Here is a 19017-nt window from a genome sequence, read left to right on the forward strand (position 1 = left end):
ATCAATACTCAACACTTGTACCGTCGCTTGGAATGGCAATTTTATCTAAAAGATTGTTTTCAGAAAGGGCTTGCCTTAGTTCAGATCGTGTGGTTGGGCAATGGTTTAAAGCCTCTAAATGATTCGCAAAAACTTTACCCGGCGCCAATGCCGTAAACTTCAAAATGTCGTTCATTCGCATCAACAAAGGCTGACCAAAATCTAACCTTGCAGTGCCACAGGCAACTGTAGCAATATCAGGTTTAAATTCGATAAGAACTTTTTGTACGTGTTCTGTAAAAATAGTATCGGAGCTTATATAAATTGATTTTTGATTGGGCAATTCAATATAAAAACCCATTACATTACCCATTAATTTAGCAATAAAGCCATAGCCGTGAATAGCAGGAATTCCGGTAATTTTGCCACCTAAAAATTCTTGTTGTTCCCAGTAATTCAAACTCTGAGCAATATTTAATCCTCTTTTTGCTAATACCTTTTCATCTTTTGTACTGCAAATGACAGGAATGCTTTTTCGTCTTAAAAAAACTTCACCCGCTTTGTCGATATGATCGGGATGCAAATGTGTAATGAGGCAAACAGTAACTTTGCTCAAAATATCCCTGCTGTTTTTAGGCAAAGCAACAAGTGGGTTTCTTTTGGGCTTATAACGAAAAATGGTAAAAGGCGGAATCGTTTTTCTCTTCCCTAACATTGGATCAACCAATATAACATCGGTTTCAGTTTCGATAACTAAAGTGGCGTTGCGTAAGTGATGTAATTTCATATCGGCGAAAAATTAGATATTAAAATTACAAAAGTTTTTTAAAATTAATTTTACAGTTTTTTCTTTATTTGTATTAAAACTAAAACTTTTTGAGATTATGCATTTATAATCTGTTTTTCGTAATTATTGTATTTTTATTACGGATAATAAAGAGAAAATTGTTTTTTAAACAGTGATAAAAAAGGCAATAAAGTTAAATTTACATCGTAAATCGAAATCCTATTCCGTGCAGGTTTTCTATAGCAATACCTTTTTCATTGGTCAGGATTTTACGCAGACGTGAAATAAAAACATCCAGGCTTCTCCCCATAAAGTAATCATCTGTTCCCCAAAGCGAGGTTAAAATTTGTTCTCTTTTTAAAACTGAATTTTTGTTGTCCAGAAACAATTTTAGTAATTCGGCTTCGCGTTGTGTGAGCGTTATTTTTTCAGATTCATTAAAAAGGATAAAATTATTAATATCAAATTGATACTTTCCAATGGTGTAAAAAGCTTTTTCTATTGCCGTATTTTTCTGGGAACGCTTTAGGAAAATCTCAATTTTCAGCAATAATTCTTCAATACTAAAAGGCTTTACCAAATAATCATCGGCCCCTAAACGCAATCCTTTAATACGATCTTCTTTTAAGGTTTTGGCCGAGAGAAAAATAATAGGAATATCAGTATTTGTTTTTCTAATTTCAGTAGCCAGTTCAAAACCATCCATTTTAGGCATCATGATATCAAAGATACAAATGTCGAAACTTTCTTTTTTAAAGGCTTCCAAACCTAAATTTCCGTCGCAACAATGAACAACTTCATAATTGTTTTGTTCTAAATTATCTTTGGTCAAAAATGCCAGTGTTTCGTCATCTTCGGTATAAAGGATCTTGAATTGTTTCATTTTTTATAAGGAATTGACAAAGTTATAGTGATGCCATTTGTAGCGTTATTTTGGGCTTTTATTTTCCAGTTATGCAAATTGCAAATTTCTTTAACATAATACAAACCCAGACCAAAACCGTTTACTTCATTGCTTTTCTCGTTTTGGGCGCGATAGAATTTATCAAAGATAAAAGAAATATTTTTGGTAGAAATACCAATTCCGTTATCCGTAAAAGTTAGTTTTAAAGTAGAATTCTCCGTTCCAATTCCAATCGTTATTTCCGGTTTTTCAGTACAATATTTTATGGCATTATCGATTAAATTATAAAGGAGATTCGTAAAATGAAAAACATCCGTTTCGATATGATATTCGTTCGATAAAGTTTCAATTCGAATCATTGCGTCAGGATATTTTAACTGAATATTCTCAATGGTTTCTTCGATAATAGGAACAATCAAAACGGTTTCTTTTTTTAATTCTAAAGGGGCATAATCAGATTTGGCAATGTTTAAAATCTTCTCAATATGATTGTTTAGTTTGTGGCTTTGATTGATGATAATGGTAGCATAGGTATGCAGTTTTTTATCTTCTTTAATTGGATTTTGCTCGCTTAAATATTTCGAAGCGATTAAAATAGAAGACAAAGGCGTTTTGAATTCGTGTGTCATATTATTGATAAAATCCCGTTGCAATTCAGAATACTTCTTTTGTTGTAAAAGAGTAAAAATAGAATAAACATAGATCAATAAAATTAGGATTAAGGCGATCGAAAGTATAAACCAAAATCGCATCGAACTAAATAAATAAGTGGTTTCATTAGGAAAACGGATCGCAAAATAATAGACTAAGTTTTTATGCTTGGGGAACGAAACTGTTTTCTTTTCTTCTTGTTTTTCGGCAAACGAAATATACTTTCCATACACCATTTCATCACTCTGGCAATTGTAAACGGCGTATTCAAAATCAGTTGTAATATTCATTTTTTTAAACTCTGATCTCAGATAGAATTCTAAAACGTCCGGTTCAAAAGCATTTTGAATGTTTACGATGTAATAATCGTTTGATATTTTTTGAACAGGATTCTGACAGGAAGATTCGTGATCTTTTCCTTCATATAATTTACGGGCAACTTCGAGTAAAGCAATATTTGCTTTCTGGCTCAGTTTTTTTTGTTCTAAAGTAAAAGCCTCTTTTGTCCAAAGCAGTTGTGCAACCAATATACTAATAATGGCAACAAGTCCCAGAAGGATAATACTATTGAGTTTGTTTATTTTCAAGAAAACGGTGTTTGAGAGTGTAATATTAATCAAATTTAGACTTAAAAATACCAATTAACAAGTCGTTAACAAAGATTTGAAAGCGGTTAACAGCGATCTGAATTTGTCTGAATTATCTTTGAAAAATCAATTTGAACTATAAACCATTAATAAATAAAACTATGAAAATTATCAAAATTTCGATGTTAGCCTTAGCCTTAAGCTTAATGTCTTTTTCAGCAATTGCACCCATAAAAGCGATCAGCTCTGAAACTAAAGTTGAAGCAACAGCAGCTTCTGTAATTGTCTGGAAAGCAGAAACAGTTGATGTAGGCGAAATTCCGCAAGGAACACCAAAAGCAATTGTTTACGAATTTAAAAACACAGGAAAAACGGCAGTTGTTATTACAAATGTTCAGGGATCTTGTGGTTGTACTGCAACAGATTATACAAAAGAGCCCATATTACCAGGCAAATCGGCTAAAGTAACTGCCACATACAATGCAGCAAACAAAGGAGGTTTTACAAAAACAGTTACTGTAACAACAAGTGCCGAAACAGCACCAAAAATCCTTACGCTAAAAGGTACAGTAATCTAAAAATAAAGGTTGATTATAAAGTGAAAAGCTCCAAATGCGTAAAGTATTTGGAGTTTTTTTTATGCTTTTTTTTCAGAATATCAGGATCATAAATACCCTGTTATTTTTTTTGGAAATGCTTTGATTTCAGTAAAACTTTTCTATTTTTATTAAAAAAATTAGTATGAAAACTTTATATGCTCTTCTGTCTGTAGTCCTTCTTTTTGCTGCTATTTCGTGTAACAAAAAAGCAGACAAAAAAGACGACCAGTCAAAAAAGACCTCAGAGAAAGTAATCCCGGAACTTAAAATTACAATCGACAGTGCTAAGATTACCACTTTTTATGAAACGTATCCTAAATTGGTTAAATTTCAGAATGATGTTTTGGCTTTATACAAGAAAAACCATTCTACTCAATTATGGTTAGATAATAAAGGAGTTGTAGAATACGGAAACACTTTATTTAATAAATATAAAGGATTGGATCGCGAGGGCTTGAAAGCTAATTTTCCTTACAATGAACAAGTCAGTCCTATTTTTGAACATACTTCTGTAAACAAATTATCGCAGGTTGATACAGATTTGATCTTGTCAAACTTATACTTTTATTATGTACAGAAAGTTTCGGGTGTAGACGAAAAAACAACAAGAGCACTAGAGTGGCTTTTGCCGCGTAAAAAGGTAAATTATCAGGTTTTTTCAGATTCTATTTATAAAAAAGCGACGATTAGCGATGATAAAAAAAGCAAAATGTTTAGCCAGTATTATAAACTTCGCGATGCACTTCATCAATATAGAGAAATTGAAAAAAAAGGGGGCTGGAAAACCATCGAAGCAGGGGATGATTTTAAAAGTCTTAAGTTGGGCGATTCTGTTGCGACCATAGGTCAGATTAGAGAAAGGCTTTATATAACAGGAGATCTTAAAGAAAACAGCAAAAGCAATATTTGCGATACCCTTTTGATTAAGGCAATTAAAAACTACGAATTACATCACGGATTAACACCTAAGAATACAATCATTCCGGAACATATTGCAGAATTGAATATTCCGGTTTCGGACAGAATCAAAACTATAATTGCAAACATGGAGCGTTGCAGATGGATTGATCCTGCGCTCGAAAAAGGAAAGGAATATATAGAAGTTAATATTCCGGAGTTTAAATTGTATTTGATTCGCGATCACCAAATTGCTTTTGTGTCTCCGGTAGTGGTAGGAAAAGCGATGACGAAAACCGTAATTTTTAGCGGATTGATGAATAATATTGTTTTTAGTCCGTATTGGAATGTTCCTACGAGTATCATTAATAAGGAGATCAAACCCGGAATGGCTAAAAATAAAAATTATCTGGCACAGAAAAATCTGGAATGGAATAATGGAGCAGTACGTCAGTTACCGGGAAAAAACAATTCGCTTGGTTTGGTGAAGTTTTTGTTCCCAAATTCAAATAATATTTATTTGCATGACACGCCGGCAAAAAGTTTGTTCGAAAGAGAAAGCAGAGCTTTTAGTCACGGCTGTGTTCGTGTAGGGAAACCCAGAGAATTGGCAATCGAACTACTAAAACAAGATCCTGCCTGGACTCCCGCAAGAATCGATAAGGCGATGCATGCCGGTAAAGAAAGCTGGTATAGTTTAAAAAAGAAAGTGCCTGTTTATATTGGTTATTTTACGGCTTGGGTAGATCGGGACGGAAACCTTAATTTTTATAAAGATGTCTATCAAAGAGACGAAAGCTTGATAAAACTATTGACTGAAGAGTAAAATGTTTGCGAATAAACGGCATTAATTTTCACGCAGATCTAGCAGATTGAGACAGATTTAAAACGATTTTTTGAAATATTACAATAAATAAATCTGTACACATCTGTTAAAATCCTTTTAAATCTGCGTGAAAAAAAAATCGATGAATTAGTGGCGAAAAAAATCAAGGCAATACATTAATACATTTATAATAACGTTTGCTATAATGGTCAGAATCTAAATCACTGATCGTTACGCTGCCGGCTTTTCCGGACGAGGCATGAATAAATTTTGAATGCATGCCGTTTGCCTCACAGATAATCCCCACATGACCCACAATTGTTCTGTCCCTGTAACCGTAAAAAACTAAAATATCTCCCACTTTAAAATCTTCGGGAGATAATTTTGTACCTAAATTTTTGAAACCACTGGAACTTCTTGGTAAAGTAATGTTGTAATTTTTAAAAACATAATTTACAAAACCGGAACAATCAAATCCTTTTTTAGGGTCATTTCCTGCATACAAATAAGGGGTTCCTAAATATTGTCTGGCATACAGAATAATAGAATCCCGGTTTATTGTGTTTTGTGTTGTTTTGATAGAACTGATTTCACTGTTTTTTTTCGTTTTTACAGTAAAAGACGAGAATATAAGCGTTGCTGCAAATGCAATATATAGGGTTGATTTCATTTTTAAGAGGGATTGTAAAATTGAATTGATAAAGATATACCGTTGCTTTTGAATAACAAAGGATAGGATTTGCAATATGGTTTATTAACTAACGATAAAAGCGATAAAATAGTCTTGTAAGTTTGGTGTTTTTTTATTGCTTTTTGATGTTTTAGTATCTTTCTGTAAACCGTATTTCAGATATATTTGTGAATCGTATTTATATTTTAACAAATAAATTATGTTTCTCAAAAAAATATCATTTTTAATTTCGTTTTTGCTGATTTCGATTGTTTCAATTTCACAAAGTAAAACGGATACCTTTCTTTATCAGGGCCGTATAGAAAAACTTCAGGATGGCAATGTTATCTTAATAGGAACTGCTTCGTCTGTATCTTTTAATTTTACCGGAACTGATTGTTCTATTGCATTGCAAAGCGTTGATTCGTGGGAACATCATAATTATGTTTCGTTAGTTTTGGACGGAAAATATATAGGTAAACTGCGAATCGAAAAAGGAGCAGTACAATCTTTTCCTGTAAAAACGACTACAAACAAAAAAGTGCATAATCTTGAAATTTATAAAACTACCGAAGCTCATAGCGGCGGAATTTTATTTGCAGGAACAACGGCTAAACTAACGTCGATCACCTCTAAAAAGAAAAAGAAAATCGAATTTATTGGAGATTCTATTACTTGCGGAGCTGCGAGTGACCCGTCTGATATTCCTTGTGATAAAGGCGAGTATTTTGATCACCATAACGGATATTATGCTTATGGCCCTTTACTTTCGAGAGAAATTGGTGTCGATTATTTGATGAGTTCTGTCTCCGGAATTGGGATATACCGCAACTGGAATGATGAGAATAAAGACGAAGCTATTATGCCGGATGTGTATCAGAATTTGTATTTGACAAAAGATACCACTAAACCAAAATATGATTTTGCTTTTCGGCCTGATATTATCAGCATTGCTTTAGGAACTAATGATTTTTCTGGTGGAGATGGCAAAAAAGAACGTTTGCCGTTTAATGCAGACAAGTATGTTTCTAATTATATCAGCTTTATCAAAATGTTGTATATCCATAATCCCAATGCTCAAATTGTGATTACAAACAGCCCAATGGTGGGCGGAGACAGAGGAGTTGTTTTTGAGGATTGTCTAAATAAAGTAAAAGCTGCTTTTGCAACGGATAAAATCCATAAACCCATTTTGATTTTTAAGTTTAAACCTATGACCCCAAAAGGTTGTTCCGGACATCCGGATGTTGCAGATCATAAAGTTTTGGCAAATGAATATGCTCCGTTTTTAAAAAAGCTACTAAATGAAAAATAATATATTTAAGTTTGTTTTCATTCTGATGATTTCCAGTACTATGATGGCAAACGTTACGCTTCCCAATATTTTTGGCGACAATATGGTTTTACAACGCAACTCTGAAGTTAAAATTTGGGGTTGGGCAAATCCTAAAGAAGAAATCAAATTGGTTTCAGGCTGGAACAATCAGGAGTATAAAGTGGTTGCCAACAATCAGGCACAATGGGAACTGCATATAAAAACTCCCGAAGCCGGAGGGCCTTATACCATTTCTATAAAAGGATATAACGAAGTTGTTTTGAAAAATATCCTGATAGGAGAAGTTTGGGTTTGCTCCGGACAATCGAATATGGAAATGTCTGTGAGTTGGGGAATCGATAATGGTGAGGAAGAGGCTAAGAATGCTACAAATCCTACTATTCGTTTTTTTAGCGTTCCTAAATTAACTGCGACATCACCTCAAAACAACTTGTCAGGAAACTGGACAGAGTCGACTCCGGAAACCATGAAATATTTTAGTGCGATTGGTTACTTTTTTGCCAAACGCTTACAAGAAGATTTAAAAAATGTCCCAATCGGGTTAATTTCATCCAATTGGGGCGGAACACCTGCTGAGATCTGGATGCCGGAAGAAGTAGTACAAAATGATCCTGTTTTATTAGAAAATGCCAAAAAACTAAACGAACAGGAATATGGACCACGCCAACCCGGACGTGCTTACAATGCGATGATTTATCCTTTTGTGGGGTTCAAAATTGCAGGAACGCTTTGGTATCAGGGCGAATCAAATGTGGGTTCATTGGTTTATGATCAAACACTATCGGCTTTGATTACCTCCTGGAGAAAAGCCTGGCAAGAGGATTTCCCTTTTTATTATGTGCAAATAGCACCTTATAAAACAGGCAGTAACAACTTCTCGAATGTTACGGTAAGAGATTCTCAGCGAAAAATCCTGAAAGAAGTTTCTAAAACCGGAATGGTCGTGATTAGCGATGTTTCGGATACGATAGATATTCATCCAAAAAACAAAAAAGCAGTAGGAATTCGTTTGGCAAATCTGGCTCTGGCAGAAACTTATAAAGTCAATGCCAATTTGGTGAACAGCCCGCTTTTTAAAGACATTAAAATCGATAAAAACAAAGTAATCGTTTCGTTTGATTATTCGGAGGGATTATATTTTAAAACTAAAAACTCGAATCAGTTTGAAGTAGCGGGAGCCGATGGAACTTTCTATCCGGCAGAAGCTTCGATAAAAAACAATCAGGTGATTTTGATCAGTAAAAAAGTAGGTGCTCCGGTAAAAGTGAGATTTGCGTGGGGAAATACAATTCAGTCAGATTTGTTTAATAAAGCGAATTTACCTGCTTCATGTTTTGTTTCGGAGTGATGATTTTAGAATAAAGAAGAAAGGGTAAAGATTTTAGACTTTAGATATTTGGCCTATTTTTTATCATTTCTTTGTCAAACTTAGCGTAGTCAAACCCCCAAAGGGAGACACAAAGTTTGTCATTTTGAGGAACGAGGAATCCCTGCAAGTAACTCGACAAAGATTGGAAATTAAATTCGTGAATTCGTGGCGAAAAAGAACTTAACAAAAACATCTCATTAATCCGTTTGCGTGAGGGATAGAAGAGAAAAGCCCACAGCCTGACGAAGGAAGTGCGAGGACTTGAAACGCATAGCCCGACCCGACTTTTTGGGAGGGACACGCCCAAACTAAACTTAGAACCTTAGTATCTCAGGAGCTTAGCGCATTTGAAAAAATACCATTATGAAAAATAAAAAATTAATAACTGTTGGGGTTTTCGCCCTTTTTACTGTTGGAAATATGAATGCACAAAAGAAACCCTATCTGGATAAAAATAAAACAATTGAACAACGCATCGATTTGCTTTTACCGTTAATGACTTTAGAGGAAAAAGTGGGACAAATGAATCAATATAACGGATTCTGGGATGTAACGGGACCAGCGCCAAAAGGCGGAAGTGAAGCGTTAAAATACGAACATTTGCGCAAAGGCTGGGTGGGTTCTATGCTTACGGTTCGTGGTGTAAAAGAAGTGCGTGCCGTACAGAAAATTGCAGTCGAAGAAACCCGTTTGGGAATTCCGTTAATTATAGGTTTTGACGTTATTCATGGGTATAAAACATTAAGCCCGATCCCGTTGGCCGAAGCTGCAAGTTGGGATTTGGAAGCCATCAAAAAATCGGCAGCGATTGCGGCAGATGAAGCATCGGCATCCGGAATAAACTGGACTTTTGGTCCTAATGTCGATGTAGCAAACGATGCGCGTTGGGGGCGTGTGATGGAAGGTGCGGGAGAAGATCCGTATTTGGGAAGTAAAATTGCGATTGCAAGGGTTCATGGTTTTCAGGGCGAAACAATTGCAGATCTGGCTAAAGTAAATACTATTGCGGCTTGTGCAAAACACTTTGCAGCTTACGGATATGTAGAGGCAGGACTGGAATATAATGTTGTAGATATAAGCAATTCTAAATTGTACAATTCGGTTTTGCCCCCATTTGAAGCTACGGTTCAAGCCGGAGTCCGTACGTTTATGAATTCATTTAATACACTCAATGGTGTTCCTGCAACGGGAAATGTTTTCCTGCAACGGGATATCTTAAAAGGAAAATGGAAGTTTGATGGTTTTGTAATTTCAGATTATGCTTCGATTCGCGAAATGATTGCCCACGGTTATGCAAAAGATGAGGATGATGCTACTGCAAAAGCTGTAATCGCAGGTTCTGACATGGATATGGAATCGTATTTGTATGTGGCAAAATTGGCCAATTTGGTAAAAGAAGGAAAAGTAAAAGAAGCCTTGGTTGATGATGCTATTCGCAGAATTTTGCGTGTAAAATTTGAATTGGGATTATTTGATGATCCGTACAAATATTGTGATGAGAAACGCGAAAAAGCTGTTATAGGCAGTAAAGCCAATAATGACGGTGTTCTGGACATGGCAAAAAAATCAATTGTATTGTTAAAGAATGCTTATCCGGAGGGGAAAAAGGAAAGTTTGCTTCCGCTAAAAAAATCAGGACAAAAAATTGCTTTGATTGGTGCTTTGGCAAATGATAAAAACAGCCCGCTGGGAAGCTGGAGAATTGCATCTGATAATAATACGGCAGTTTCGGTTTTAGAAGGAATGCAGCAATACAAAGACAATCAGTTGACTTTTGAAAAAGGGGCTGACTTAACTGTTGGAAAAATTTCATTTTTGGATGAGGTTGTTTTTAATACAACAGACAAAACAGGATTTGAAGCTGCAAAAACAGCTGCAAAAAATGCCAATGTTGTGGTGATGGTTCTGGGGGAACATGGTTTTCAGAGTGGGGAAGGACGCAGTAGAACAGATCTTAATTTGCCGGGTGTTCAGCAGGAATTATTAGAAGAAATTTATAAAGTAAATCCAAATATCGTTTTGGTTTTAAACAATGGTCGTCCGTTAAGTATCCCGTGGGCAGCAGAGCATATTCCTGCAATTGTAGAAGCCTGGCAGTTAGGTACTCAAACCGGAAACGCTGTGGCTCAGGTTTTATATGGTGATTATAACCCAAGTGGGAAATTGCCAATGTCTTTCCCGAGAAATGTAGGTCAGGTACCAATTTATTATAACAAATACAGCACAGGAAGACCAATTGACAGTGATAAAAATGTGTTTTGGTCGCATTATACAGATGTCGAGAAAACACCTCAATTTCCGTTTGGGTTTGGGTTGAGTTATACAACCTTCGATTATAATGATTTAAAATTAAATAAAACTGTTTTTGCAAAAGGAGAAAATGTCCAGATTAGTATTGCCGTTACCAACTCAGGCAATTATGACGGGAAAGAGGTTGTGCAATTGTATATTCACGATGAATACGCAAGTATTATTCGACCAATAAAAGAATTGAAAGGTTTTGAATTGGTGAATTTGAAAAAAGGAGAAACTAAAACCGTGACTTTTATTCTGACAGAAAAAGAACTTGGTTTTTATGACAATGACGGCAATTATTTGGTAGAACCGGGAACTTTTAAAATCATGGTTGGAGGAAGTTCTGACAAAGGATTAGAAAATCGCTTTGAGTTAAAATAATATTATTTGTAAGTTAAAACCTATAAAATAAAGTTTTATTTGGTACCTTTGATAAGCTTCAAAAGGAAAGGATTTTAATGTAAGATCATTTTTTTCTGCGAAGTTAATTTTTAAGGGTAAGCTGAAAACTTTATAGAGTAGGCGTGATTTTAAAATATTGTTATGGAAAATTCTTTGTTTAAAAAAGTTGAAAAAGCGATTGATTATTGGTACATCTTATTGTTAGTTGGGTTGCTTTTTGTGGGAATTGGAGTTTGGTCTTTTGTAACACCTTTGGGAGCTTATCTGACACTTGCATTTCTTTTTAGTATTTCATTTTTGGTCAGCGGAATTTTTGAAGTTATTTTTGCTCTTTCCAACCGCAAGAATATTGACAATTGGGGCTGGACTCTGGCATCCGGAATTGTAGGGTTAATTGTGGGGATTTTGCTGGTTATTAATCCGTTAATTTCGATTACACTCCTGCCAATGTATGTAGGATTTGTCATTTTATTTCGTTCTGTTACAGCAATAGGTATTGCTTTTAACTTAAAGAGTTATGCCGTTTCTGACTGGAAAAACCTTCTGGCTTTAGGAATACTTGGAACAATTTTTTCGTTACTGTTATTATGGAATCCCCTTTTTGCAGGACTTTCATTAGTATATTGGACTGCTTTTGCTTTTATTGCAATTGGGCTTTTTTATATTTATTTCTCTTTCAAACTAAAAAGAATACACGATATTACTGAAAGTCATAAATGAATCAATGGATAAGATTAGCTTCTAAAGAGATAATTATTTAATTATTCTCCAAAGGCGTAAAGTTTTTTTTTGCCACGAATTCACGAATCAATTGTTTAAAAATTTGTGAATTCGCGGAGATTTCTATTTTTTAATAGAGAATAAGAGTTGAATTGAAAAGGGCTTTAGCCAAACTAATAAAGTTTGGCTAAAGCCCTTTCGATTGTGTTTATATTTCCATCCAGCTAAAGCTGGATACTACTCAATCTTAACTTTTTTAAAAAAAACTTTGGCACCTTTTCTTTGCGAGATTATGCTAATGCTGCAAGAATATGTTCCCTTTTTAATTCAGGAAAATCTTCAATAATCTCTTCAAAAGACATTCCTGTAGACAACCAGGAAAGAATATCCGAAACACAAATTCTGGTTCCAGTAATAATAGGTTTACCAAATCTGATATCCGGATTTATAGAAATTAAATTTTGCCAGTTATGATCCATAATTTTGTTATTTATACAAATTTACACAAATTTAATGCTAATTTGGTTTTAAAATAAATGTGATTGTTTTTACCTTTAAAACCTATAAACTCTCAACCATTAAACTAAAATAATGAAATACAACAGATGTGGAAAAAGCGGGTTACTGTTACCTGAAATTTCTTTAGGATTATGGCACAACTTTGGATCAGTAGATAATTTTGAAAATGCCGAAAGTATTGCGGTTGAAGCATTTGATAAAGGAATTACCCATTTTGATTTAGCAAACAATTACGGACCCGTTCCGGGATCTGCCGAAACTAATTTTGGTAAAATTCTATGGCATAATTTTCAGGGAAACTTACGCGATGAAATCATCATTTCGACAAAAGCAGGTTACACAATGTGGGACGGACCTTATGGCGATTGGGGCTCAAGAAAATATTTACTATCAAGTTTAGACCAAAGTCTGAAAAGAATGAAAGTCGATTATGTAGATATTTTTTATTCGCATCGTCCTGATCCCGAAACGCCAATTGAAGAAACCATGATGGCGCTTGACTATGCTGTAAGAAGCGGAAAAGCATTGTATGTAGGTATCAGTAACTACTCGGCAGAAGAAACCAGAGTAGCAGTTGATGTTTTAAAACAATTGGGAACTCCTTGTTTGATTCATCAGGCCAAATATTCGATGTTAGAGCGTTGGGTAGAAAATGGTTTACTGGACGTTCTGGAAGAAAAAGGAGTTGGCTGCATTGCGTTTTCGCCTTTGGCACAAGGACTTTTAACGGATAAATACCTAAACGGAATTCCGGAGAATTCAAGAGCGCATAACCCAAACGGACATTTAAAAGAAGATGAGGTTACGCAAGAACGTATTCAGAAATTGGTACAGCTCAACGAAATTGCGCAAAACAGGAATCAATCTCTGGCACAAATGGCACTGGCGTGGTTGCAAAAAGACAAACGAATTACATCAGTTTTAATAGGTGCAAGTTCTGTGAGACAATTAAATAATAATATTGATTGTTTGCAAGGTTTAGAGTTTACGCAAGATGAATTGAATGCGATTGAAAAGATACTATCATAATTTTTAACCCGACAGGTTTTTAATCTGTCGGGTTTATTTTTTATTTGGGTTCAATAAGCATTGCTAATCCGCCGCCACTTGCCAATTTATATTTTAATTGGGTTGTAGCATCAACGGTTATAATTTCTCTTTTATAATCTACTGCCGCTTTATCAGCGTTTAATCCGTCGGAGAAAATCGTGGCTTCGAATTTTTTTCCTTTTTCCAGAAAAGAAAAATCAATAGTAACTTCTCTGGAATCCCAATTTGTAATGGTCCCTAAATACCAGATATCACCTTTTTTTCTGGCAATTGAAACAAGTTTTCCTACTTCGCCGTCTAAAGCAACTGTTTCATCAAAAGTGGTTGGAATTTTGGCTATAAAATCAGTACTTTCCTGTTCTTTCATATACGCTGTCGGACTATCGGCCATCATTTGCAAAGGCGCTTCAAATAGAGTATAAAGCGCTAACTGATGGCATCTTGTTCCCTGACTTACGGGGTTAGAATGACTGGGTTTAAATTCGCTTTTAGTCGCATTGCGCATAGCACCCGGCGTATAGTCCATTGGTCCGGCCATCATGCGGATATACGGAATGGTACAATCGTATAACGGAACATCATCATTGGGTGTCCATTTATTATTTTCTAATCCTTTGACACCTTCAAAATTCAGAATGTTCGGAAAAGTTCTTTGAATTCCGGTTGGTTTGTACATGCCATGAAAATCTAAAAGCAATTTATTATCTGCGGCTTTTTGTGCAATATCATAAACGGAATTGACCATTTTGGCATCATCACGATCTAAGAAATCGACCTTGAATCCTTTGATTCCCAGATTGGCATAATTTTTAAAAATCCCTTCGGTATTTTTTGTCAAAGCCATCCACGAACTCCACAAAATAATTCCAACGTTTCGCTCTTTTCCGTAAGCGATCAAAGCTTCGAGATCTACATTGTGATTGTGTTTCATAATATCGTCTTCGAGACTCCAGCCCTCGTCCAGAACCACATATTCGACTTTGTTTTTTGAGGCAAAATCGATGTAATATTGATAGGTTTGCGTATTAATTCCGGCTTTGAAATCGATATTGTAAATATTCCAGTCGTTCCACCAATCCCAGGCTACTTTTCCGGGTTTTATCCACGAAATATCTTTTATTTTTGAAGGCTCAGATAATTTCTGAACCATATCATTATTAGCTAAATCCTTGTCGTTTTGAGAGATTACAATAATTCTCCACGGAAAACTCCGTGTTCCTTTTGTCTTTACCAGATAATCTGCTCGTTGGGTAATCAAACGGTTGATAGTATTGAAACCTCCGTTTTTTTCCTGCAAAGGATATTTAGAAAAACGAGATTCAAAACCAGATTTAGAACTATTATTGGTAACAAACAATCCCGGATAATCGTCAAGATTCGCTTCCAGAAAAACCGCTTTTTTATGGTTTTTATAATCAATTAGAAACGGAAGGAAAGCCAGAGTATCTCTAGAAAATTCACTTATTTTTTTATTTTCATAATGAGCTTCAAAAGAGGAAATGTAAGGATCTTTTGGGTTTCTTAAATCCCGAACATAAGGCATTAATGTATGGTAATCCTGATCGAAATTTAAAACAACTTTTTCTGACTTTACGGTAATTTCTTTTTTCTTTTTAGTACTAAAACGATAGGCAACACCATCATCAAAAGCACGATATTCGATGCTGTAATCATTCCTGCAATTCAAAGTAAGCTGATTGTACTTGTTCTGGATTGCTTTCTTTTTATAAAACGGCGTATCAAACGAAGCATCAATACTTTCTTTTTTTGAGTTTAAAACTACCGCGTTTTGTCCTAAAACCACATTTTCGTCCAAAGTCATTGACATTGTCGACGGAGCCAGAATTACCTCTTTTTCATGAGAAATTGCCCAGCTTATTGAATCATTTACAGCAATTTTAATTTCGATTTTCCCGTTTGGAGAAGTCAGAGTAAAATTCTGTTTCTTTTGCGAAAAAGAAATATTTAGGAGTAAAAGGCAAAGACCAAGAAATATTTTTTTCATGTTGGAATGTTTTGTAACCATATAAGTGATGTAAGTTCATTTTAGTTTAAACTTTATAAACTATGTTTCTATGTGTTAAAAAATAAGGGCAGTACTTTTTAAATGAACTTATATTACTAATAGCGTAAAAATTAAATTATTTTTTTTGTAGCTCTAAGTTATATTTTTTTACAATATCCAAAGTCGATTTGTCACTCGAAAAAACAGAATTTAAACCTTGTGGTTCCTGCGGCGGATCTGTTGTTAATGGATCGCCCGGATTCCATTTTCCGTCTTTATTAATTGCTTTGCCTTCGCCACCAAATCCCCAAAAGTTTGCTGCCTGCAACGGACCATTATTTTTAACGCTTTCTGCCACGCGGCTAAAAATATAGTTATAAAAAATATCCCTATTTGTTACGGATGAACTTGCCAGTAAACTTTCGTTTTCTCTTGGCAAACCAAACTCTTCGATAATAATTGGTCGTTTTAAGTTATTGGCGACTTTTATATGATCGTCGATATATTTTCCGGCATTTTCGAGCGTTGTTGGCAACGTTTTTTCGGCATTATCCGCCTTAAACCAATTCCAGTTTTTAGGCCAGATGTGCATCGTCAGATAATCAATATTCGGATTTTTGTGGGTTCTTTCAAAGATTTCCATGCTATCGTTCGAGCTGTTTTTTCCTTCAGAACCGGTAGAAACCAAATGATTTTTGTCTAAACGGTCTATTAAATCCACAATATTATTAAGCCATTTTGTGAATTTTGCTTCGTTTTCGGGCGTAAAAGTTCGGGGTTCATTCCCTACTTGCCACGCCATAATCGTATTATCTTCAGTATATTTCTTTTTAGAATATTTGTTGGTTCTGCCCATAATAAATTTCACATGATTTTCTAATGCTTGCATGCAAGGCGCACAACTATGAAATTGCGCTGTATACGACATAAATTGCGGCCATGTATTGGGCGGGATCGCCGGAACCGGAACCGCACCTTTGCCATTCCACTCCAGATATTGCGACATTCCGCCAGACCATTCCCAGTTATTTGTCAAGTACAAAACGGCATACATCTTGCGTTTGCTCATTTCATTGATCAGGAAATCCAGCCCGTCTAGCAAGTCGTTGTCATACTTTCCTTGTTCATATTGCAACGCCGGACGAACCGTAAAATCATACTTTCCGCCATCACCGCCAACAAGGATCCTTAAATTATCGATTCCGTTTTTCTGCATCAGGTCCAGTTCACGAAGTAATCTTTTTCTATCGCCTACTTTTTTAGAAGCCAGTAAACTTCCGTACCAATAATTGGTACCAATATAAGCATACGGTTTATTGCCCTTGTAAAATTGCGTTCCTTTTACTGTAATTCTTTCCTGCGCCTGACAAGCGATCGCAGAAAAAATTAAAGCTAATCCAAGAGTTTTAAGAAATCTATTTTTCATTGGTTATTTTTTTTGGAGCTAATCCTGCTATCCATTTCAATCTTTAATTTTTTTGAAGAAAAAAAATTAAAGGATTTCCATTTCTATCAGGGCTAGGGTTTACGGTTTTAATTCATCATTGCGAGGAACGAAGCAATCTCATTTAGTTTAGTAAGTTTGCTTATTGTTAGCGTGTTTGCTTCGTTCTTCGCACTGACTCACTATGTAAATAGATTATATCTTACTTTGGCAATTCGTATATTTTAGGCACAGAATTCAATAATGCCGATTTTGGTTTTGTAGCAAACGTCTTGAAATCTGCTGTATTCGAAACCGAACCGTTTGGTACATAATACCCGTCTTTAGTATTATTCCAGAACATTACATAACTAATCTGAATATCATTGGCTGTTAAGGCGCTGTATAAATAAGTCGAAAACCAATCTGTTATTGGTGTTTTTGCTGTTGTAACCTGATAACCGGTTTCTGTCAATGCGGCAATTTTTACTTTGGTTTTTGCCAGATCAGCTAGTATTTTTAATTTAGAATTTGCTCTTGTAGCGCCCGTTTGTCCCTGATTATCAAAATCACCATAATTATCCATTCCTAAAATATCTACATATTTATCACCCGGATATCTGCTTAAATAATCAGTTTCTGTGGTATAAGAGTTGTCCGGCGAAAAAGCATACAGGATATTATGAACACCTTTTGTGTTTTTTAGATAATCGACCGTAAACTTGTAAGCTGTTTTATAGTCCTCCGGCGTGCAAAAACTTGCTCCCCACCAGAACCAACTTCCATCAAATTCATGAAAGGGTCTAAAGATTATGGGGATCAATTCGCCGTTTGAACCTTTTAAATTTAAAACTACGCTGGCTATTTTATCCAACTTTTTCCTGAACCATTCATGATTGGTTCCACCGGGTAAAATACTTTTAAAAGCGGTTGCTTTTTGGTCAGCAGTCATATCTGCAGCATAAAAAGAATCTTCTTTATTGGGTTCTCTCAAATGCCAGCTAAAAGTATTGATGATGCCTTTTGCGTAAGCGGCTTTTACATCGCTAACCGTTTTTTGTTCCTGCTGATAAAACCAATTATCGGCCTGGTTATTATTGTTTTTGTCCGTAATAAATATAAAATCAGAACCCAGAAGTGCAGGATCGTAACCCGTATTTTTTTTGATATCAGAATCACCTGCATTATCCTGATAAAAACTATTAAAAGCGTCTTGCTGACCAATGGCAACTTTGGTTTTTGAAAGTGTTTTTAAATTATAAAACAAAGCTATTGTTTCTTTCGTAGCAGTTGCGTCGACCATATAATTGGTAACATTTTGGGTGGTCAACGGATCAATCGCAACCGTAATTGTCGGGGCAACGATACTTTCAGGACTTGATTCTCCGTTTGAGGAACAGCTTGAAATTGCCAAAATCGAGAGGCTTAAAAATGCTGTTTTTAGAAAAGTAGTTTTCATTTTAAATTTGTTTTGGTGTAGCAATTACTTTAATATCATCAAAATAAACAGATCCGCTGGTTTGTGCCAATGCGAGCATAATCCTGATTTTCTTAGCATTTTCAGGAACAGTTAATGTTTTTTTGTACAAGGTCCATGTGGTTGTTCCTTTTACTTCGGCAATATTTTCTGAGGTAATTTTCTTTTCGCTATTATCCGTAAATTCAGCGATCATGACACCAGCTTTATAAGATTCTTTTTTCTCCTCAATACTTTCAGATTTAATCCAGATACTGCATTCTAAGGCAGCTGTGTTTTTAGGAATGTTTATAATCTGATCAATGCCTTTCCAGTCTTCGCCAACAAATTGATTGATTACAGCGCTTTTTTGCCCTGATTTTATATCATAAGGCGAGATTGTAGCAATTTCTTCGCCACGCCAATTTGTTAAGTCACTTTCAAAACCGCCATTTTTTACCAGATTGGTTTGAGCGTTTGTTATTGTAGTGAGAAATAGTAAACTAAAAAAAAGAAATTGTTTCATGATTATTATTTTTAAT

At 35.2% G+C, this 19017-nt stretch carries 16 protein-coding genes; 7 read left to right on the forward strand and 9 right to left on the reverse strand.

Features of this window, described 5'->3' with window-relative positions; genetic code table 11:
• Position 1: 1 nt before the first annotated feature.
• The 3 genes from B0A64_RS06300 to B0A64_RS06310 form a co-directional block, all read right to left on the reverse strand.
• Entirely contained in the window at positions 2-766 is a 765-nt protein-coding gene (locus B0A64_RS06300; protein WP_089478671.1) for an MBL fold metallo-hydrolase, read from the reverse strand.
• A 199-nt stretch (positions 767-965) separates the two neighbouring features.
• Complete coding sequence (locus B0A64_RS06305) at positions 966-1649, reverse strand: response regulator transcription factor (RefSeq protein WP_089478672.1); 684 nt, start codon at positions 1647-1649, stop codon at positions 966-968.
• Positions 1646-2908, reverse strand: coding sequence for a sensor histidine kinase (locus B0A64_RS06310; protein WP_089478673.1), 1263 nt, complete (start codon positions 2906-2908; stop codon positions 1646-1648). The genes B0A64_RS06305 and B0A64_RS06310 overlap by 4 nt, the downstream gene beginning before the upstream one ends.
• A gap of 161 nt (positions 2909-3069) precedes the next feature.
• On the opposite strand from B0A64_RS06310, the gene B0A64_RS06315 reads away from it, so the two are divergent.
• Together B0A64_RS06315 and B0A64_RS06320 are read left to right on the forward strand one after the other, a co-directional pair.
• Positions 3070-3486, forward strand: a complete 417-nt coding sequence (locus B0A64_RS06315; protein WP_089478674.1) for a DUF1573 domain-containing protein — start codon at positions 3070-3072, stop codon at positions 3484-3486.
• Positions 3487-3649: 163 nt separating this feature from the next.
• Positions 3650-5230, forward strand: coding sequence for a L,D-transpeptidase family protein (locus B0A64_RS06320; protein ID WP_089478675.1), 1581 nt, complete (start codon positions 3650-3652; stop codon positions 5228-5230).
• A 163-nt stretch (positions 5231-5393) separates the two neighbouring features.
• On the opposite strand, the gene B0A64_RS06325 is transcribed toward B0A64_RS06320, so the two are convergent.
• On the reverse strand, positions 5394-5900 hold the full coding sequence (locus B0A64_RS06325; RefSeq protein ID WP_089478676.1) for a C40 family peptidase: 507 nt from the start codon (positions 5898-5900) through the stop codon (positions 5394-5396).
• A gap of 220 nt (positions 5901-6120) precedes the next feature.
• Here B0A64_RS06325 and B0A64_RS06330 point away from each other — a divergent pair, with 220 nt between their 5' ends.
• The 4 genes from B0A64_RS06330 to B0A64_RS06345 all read left to right on the forward strand — a co-directional run bounded on the left by B0A64_RS06330 (position 6121) and on the right by B0A64_RS06345 (position 12022).
• Complete coding sequence (locus B0A64_RS06330; RefSeq protein ID WP_089478677.1) at positions 6121-7215, forward strand: SGNH/GDSL hydrolase family protein; 1095 nt, start codon at positions 6121-6123, stop codon at positions 7213-7215.
• The gene (locus B0A64_RS06335) at positions 7205-8584 is read left to right on the forward strand and encodes a sialate O-acetylesterase (protein WP_089478678.1); all 1380 of its coding nucleotides are present in this window, start codon (positions 7205-7207) and stop codon (positions 8582-8584) included. Before B0A64_RS06330 ends, B0A64_RS06335 begins: the two co-directional genes overlap by 11 nt.
• A 384-nt stretch (positions 8585-8968) precedes the next feature.
• Complete coding sequence (gene bglX / locus B0A64_RS06340) at positions 8969-11281, forward strand: beta-glucosidase BglX (RefSeq protein WP_089478679.1); 2313 nt, start codon at positions 8969-8971, stop codon at positions 11279-11281.
• A 162-nt stretch (positions 11282-11443) separates the two neighbouring features.
• Positions 11444-12022, forward strand: coding sequence for an HdeD family acid-resistance protein (locus B0A64_RS06345; RefSeq protein ID WP_089478680.1), 579 nt, complete (start codon positions 11444-11446; stop codon positions 12020-12022).
• A 290-nt stretch (positions 12023-12312) separates the two neighbouring features.
• Here the strand turns inward: B0A64_RS06345 and B0A64_RS06350 are convergent, their stop codons facing one another.
• Positions 12313-12501 carry a DUF433 domain-containing protein gene (locus tag B0A64_RS06350; RefSeq protein WP_089478681.1) on the reverse strand — a complete coding sequence of 63 codons (189 nt, stop codon included), beginning with the start codon at positions 12499-12501 and terminating at the stop codon, positions 12313-12315.
• 112 nt (positions 12502-12613) lie between these two features.
• Between B0A64_RS06350 and B0A64_RS06355 the strand changes: the two genes are divergently transcribed.
• Complete coding sequence (locus B0A64_RS06355) at positions 12614-13570, forward strand: aldo/keto reductase (protein WP_089478682.1); 957 nt, start codon at positions 12614-12616, stop codon at positions 13568-13570.
• 40 nt (positions 13571-13610) lie between these two features.
• Here the strand turns inward: B0A64_RS06355 and B0A64_RS06360 are convergent, their stop codons facing one another.
• From B0A64_RS06360 to B0A64_RS06375, 4 genes are all read right to left on the reverse strand, one after another.
• On the reverse strand, positions 13611-15596 hold the full coding sequence (locus tag B0A64_RS06360) for a glycoside hydrolase family 97 protein (RefSeq protein WP_089478772.1): 1986 nt from the start codon (positions 15594-15596) through the stop codon (positions 13611-13613).
• 136 nt (positions 15597-15732) lie between these two features.
• The gene (locus B0A64_RS06365; RefSeq protein WP_089478683.1) at positions 15733-17022 is read right to left on the reverse strand and encodes a glycoside hydrolase 5 family protein; all 1290 of its coding nucleotides are present in this window, start codon (positions 17020-17022) and stop codon (positions 15733-15735) included.
• A gap of 220 nt (positions 17023-17242) precedes the next feature.
• Complete coding sequence (locus tag B0A64_RS06370; protein WP_089478684.1) at positions 17243-18478, reverse strand: glycoside hydrolase family 26 protein; 1236 nt, start codon at positions 18476-18478, stop codon at positions 17243-17245.
• A 1-nt stretch (position 18479) separates the two neighbouring features.
• Entirely contained in the window at positions 18480-19001 is a 522-nt protein-coding gene (locus B0A64_RS06375; protein WP_089478685.1) for a carbohydrate binding domain-containing protein, read from the reverse strand.
• Positions 19002-19017 lie beyond the last annotated feature (16 nt).

The sequence above is a fragment of the Flavobacterium araucananum genome, from assembly GCF_002222055.1.
Taxonomy (GTDB): domain Bacteria; phylum Bacteroidota; class Bacteroidia; order Flavobacteriales; family Flavobacteriaceae; genus Flavobacterium; species Flavobacterium araucananum.

Excerpts from the sequence above, each read along its gene's own strand:
- B0A64_RS06300 (WP_089478671.1), bottom strand. The coding sequence starts at position 766 with ATGAAATTACATCACTTACGCAACGCCACTTTAGTTATCGAAACTGAA.
- B0A64_RS06305 (WP_089478672.1), bottom strand. The coding sequence starts at position 1,649 with ATGAAACAATTCAAGATCCTTTATACCGAAGATGACGAAACACTGGCA.
- B0A64_RS06315 (WP_089478674.1), top strand. The coding sequence starts at position 3,070 with ATGAAAATTATCAAAATTTCGATGTTAGCCTTAGCCTTAAGCTTAATG.
- B0A64_RS06320 (WP_089478675.1), top strand. The coding sequence starts at position 3,650 with ATGAAAACTTTATATGCTCTTCTGTCTGTAGTCCTTCTTTTTGCTGCT.
- B0A64_RS06325 (WP_089478676.1), bottom strand. The coding sequence starts at position 5,900 with ATGAAATCAACCCTATATATTGCATTTGCAGCAACGCTTATATTCTCG.
- B0A64_RS06330 (WP_089478677.1), top strand. The coding sequence starts at position 6,121 with ATGTTTCTCAAAAAAATATCATTTTTAATTTCGTTTTTGCTGATTTCG.
- B0A64_RS06335 (WP_089478678.1), top strand. The coding sequence starts at position 7,205 with ATGAAAAATAATATATTTAAGTTTGTTTTCATTCTGATGATTTCCAGT.
- bglX (WP_089478679.1), top strand. The coding sequence starts at position 8,969 with ATGAAAAATAAAAAATTAATAACTGTTGGGGTTTTCGCCCTTTTTACT.
- B0A64_RS06345 (WP_089478680.1), top strand. The coding sequence starts at position 11,444 with ATGGAAAATTCTTTGTTTAAAAAAGTTGAAAAAGCGATTGATTATTGG.
- B0A64_RS06350 (WP_089478681.1), bottom strand. The coding sequence starts at position 12,501 with ATGGATCATAACTGGCAAAATTTAATTTCTATAAATCCGGATATCAGA.
- B0A64_RS06355 (WP_089478682.1), top strand. The coding sequence starts at position 12,614 with ATGAAATACAACAGATGTGGAAAAAGCGGGTTACTGTTACCTGAAATT.
- B0A64_RS06360 (WP_089478772.1), bottom strand. The coding sequence starts at position 15,596 with ATGAAAAAAATATTTCTTGGTCTTTGCCTTTTACTCCTAAATATTTCT.
- B0A64_RS06365 (WP_089478683.1), bottom strand. The coding sequence starts at position 17,022 with ATGAAAAATAGATTTCTTAAAACTCTTGGATTAGCTTTAATTTTTTCT.
- B0A64_RS06370 (WP_089478684.1), bottom strand. The coding sequence starts at position 18,478 with ATGAAAACTACTTTTCTAAAAACAGCATTTTTAAGCCTCTCGATTTTG.
- B0A64_RS06375 (WP_089478685.1), bottom strand. The coding sequence starts at position 19,001 with ATGAAACAATTTCTTTTTTTTAGTTTACTATTTCTCACTACAATAACA.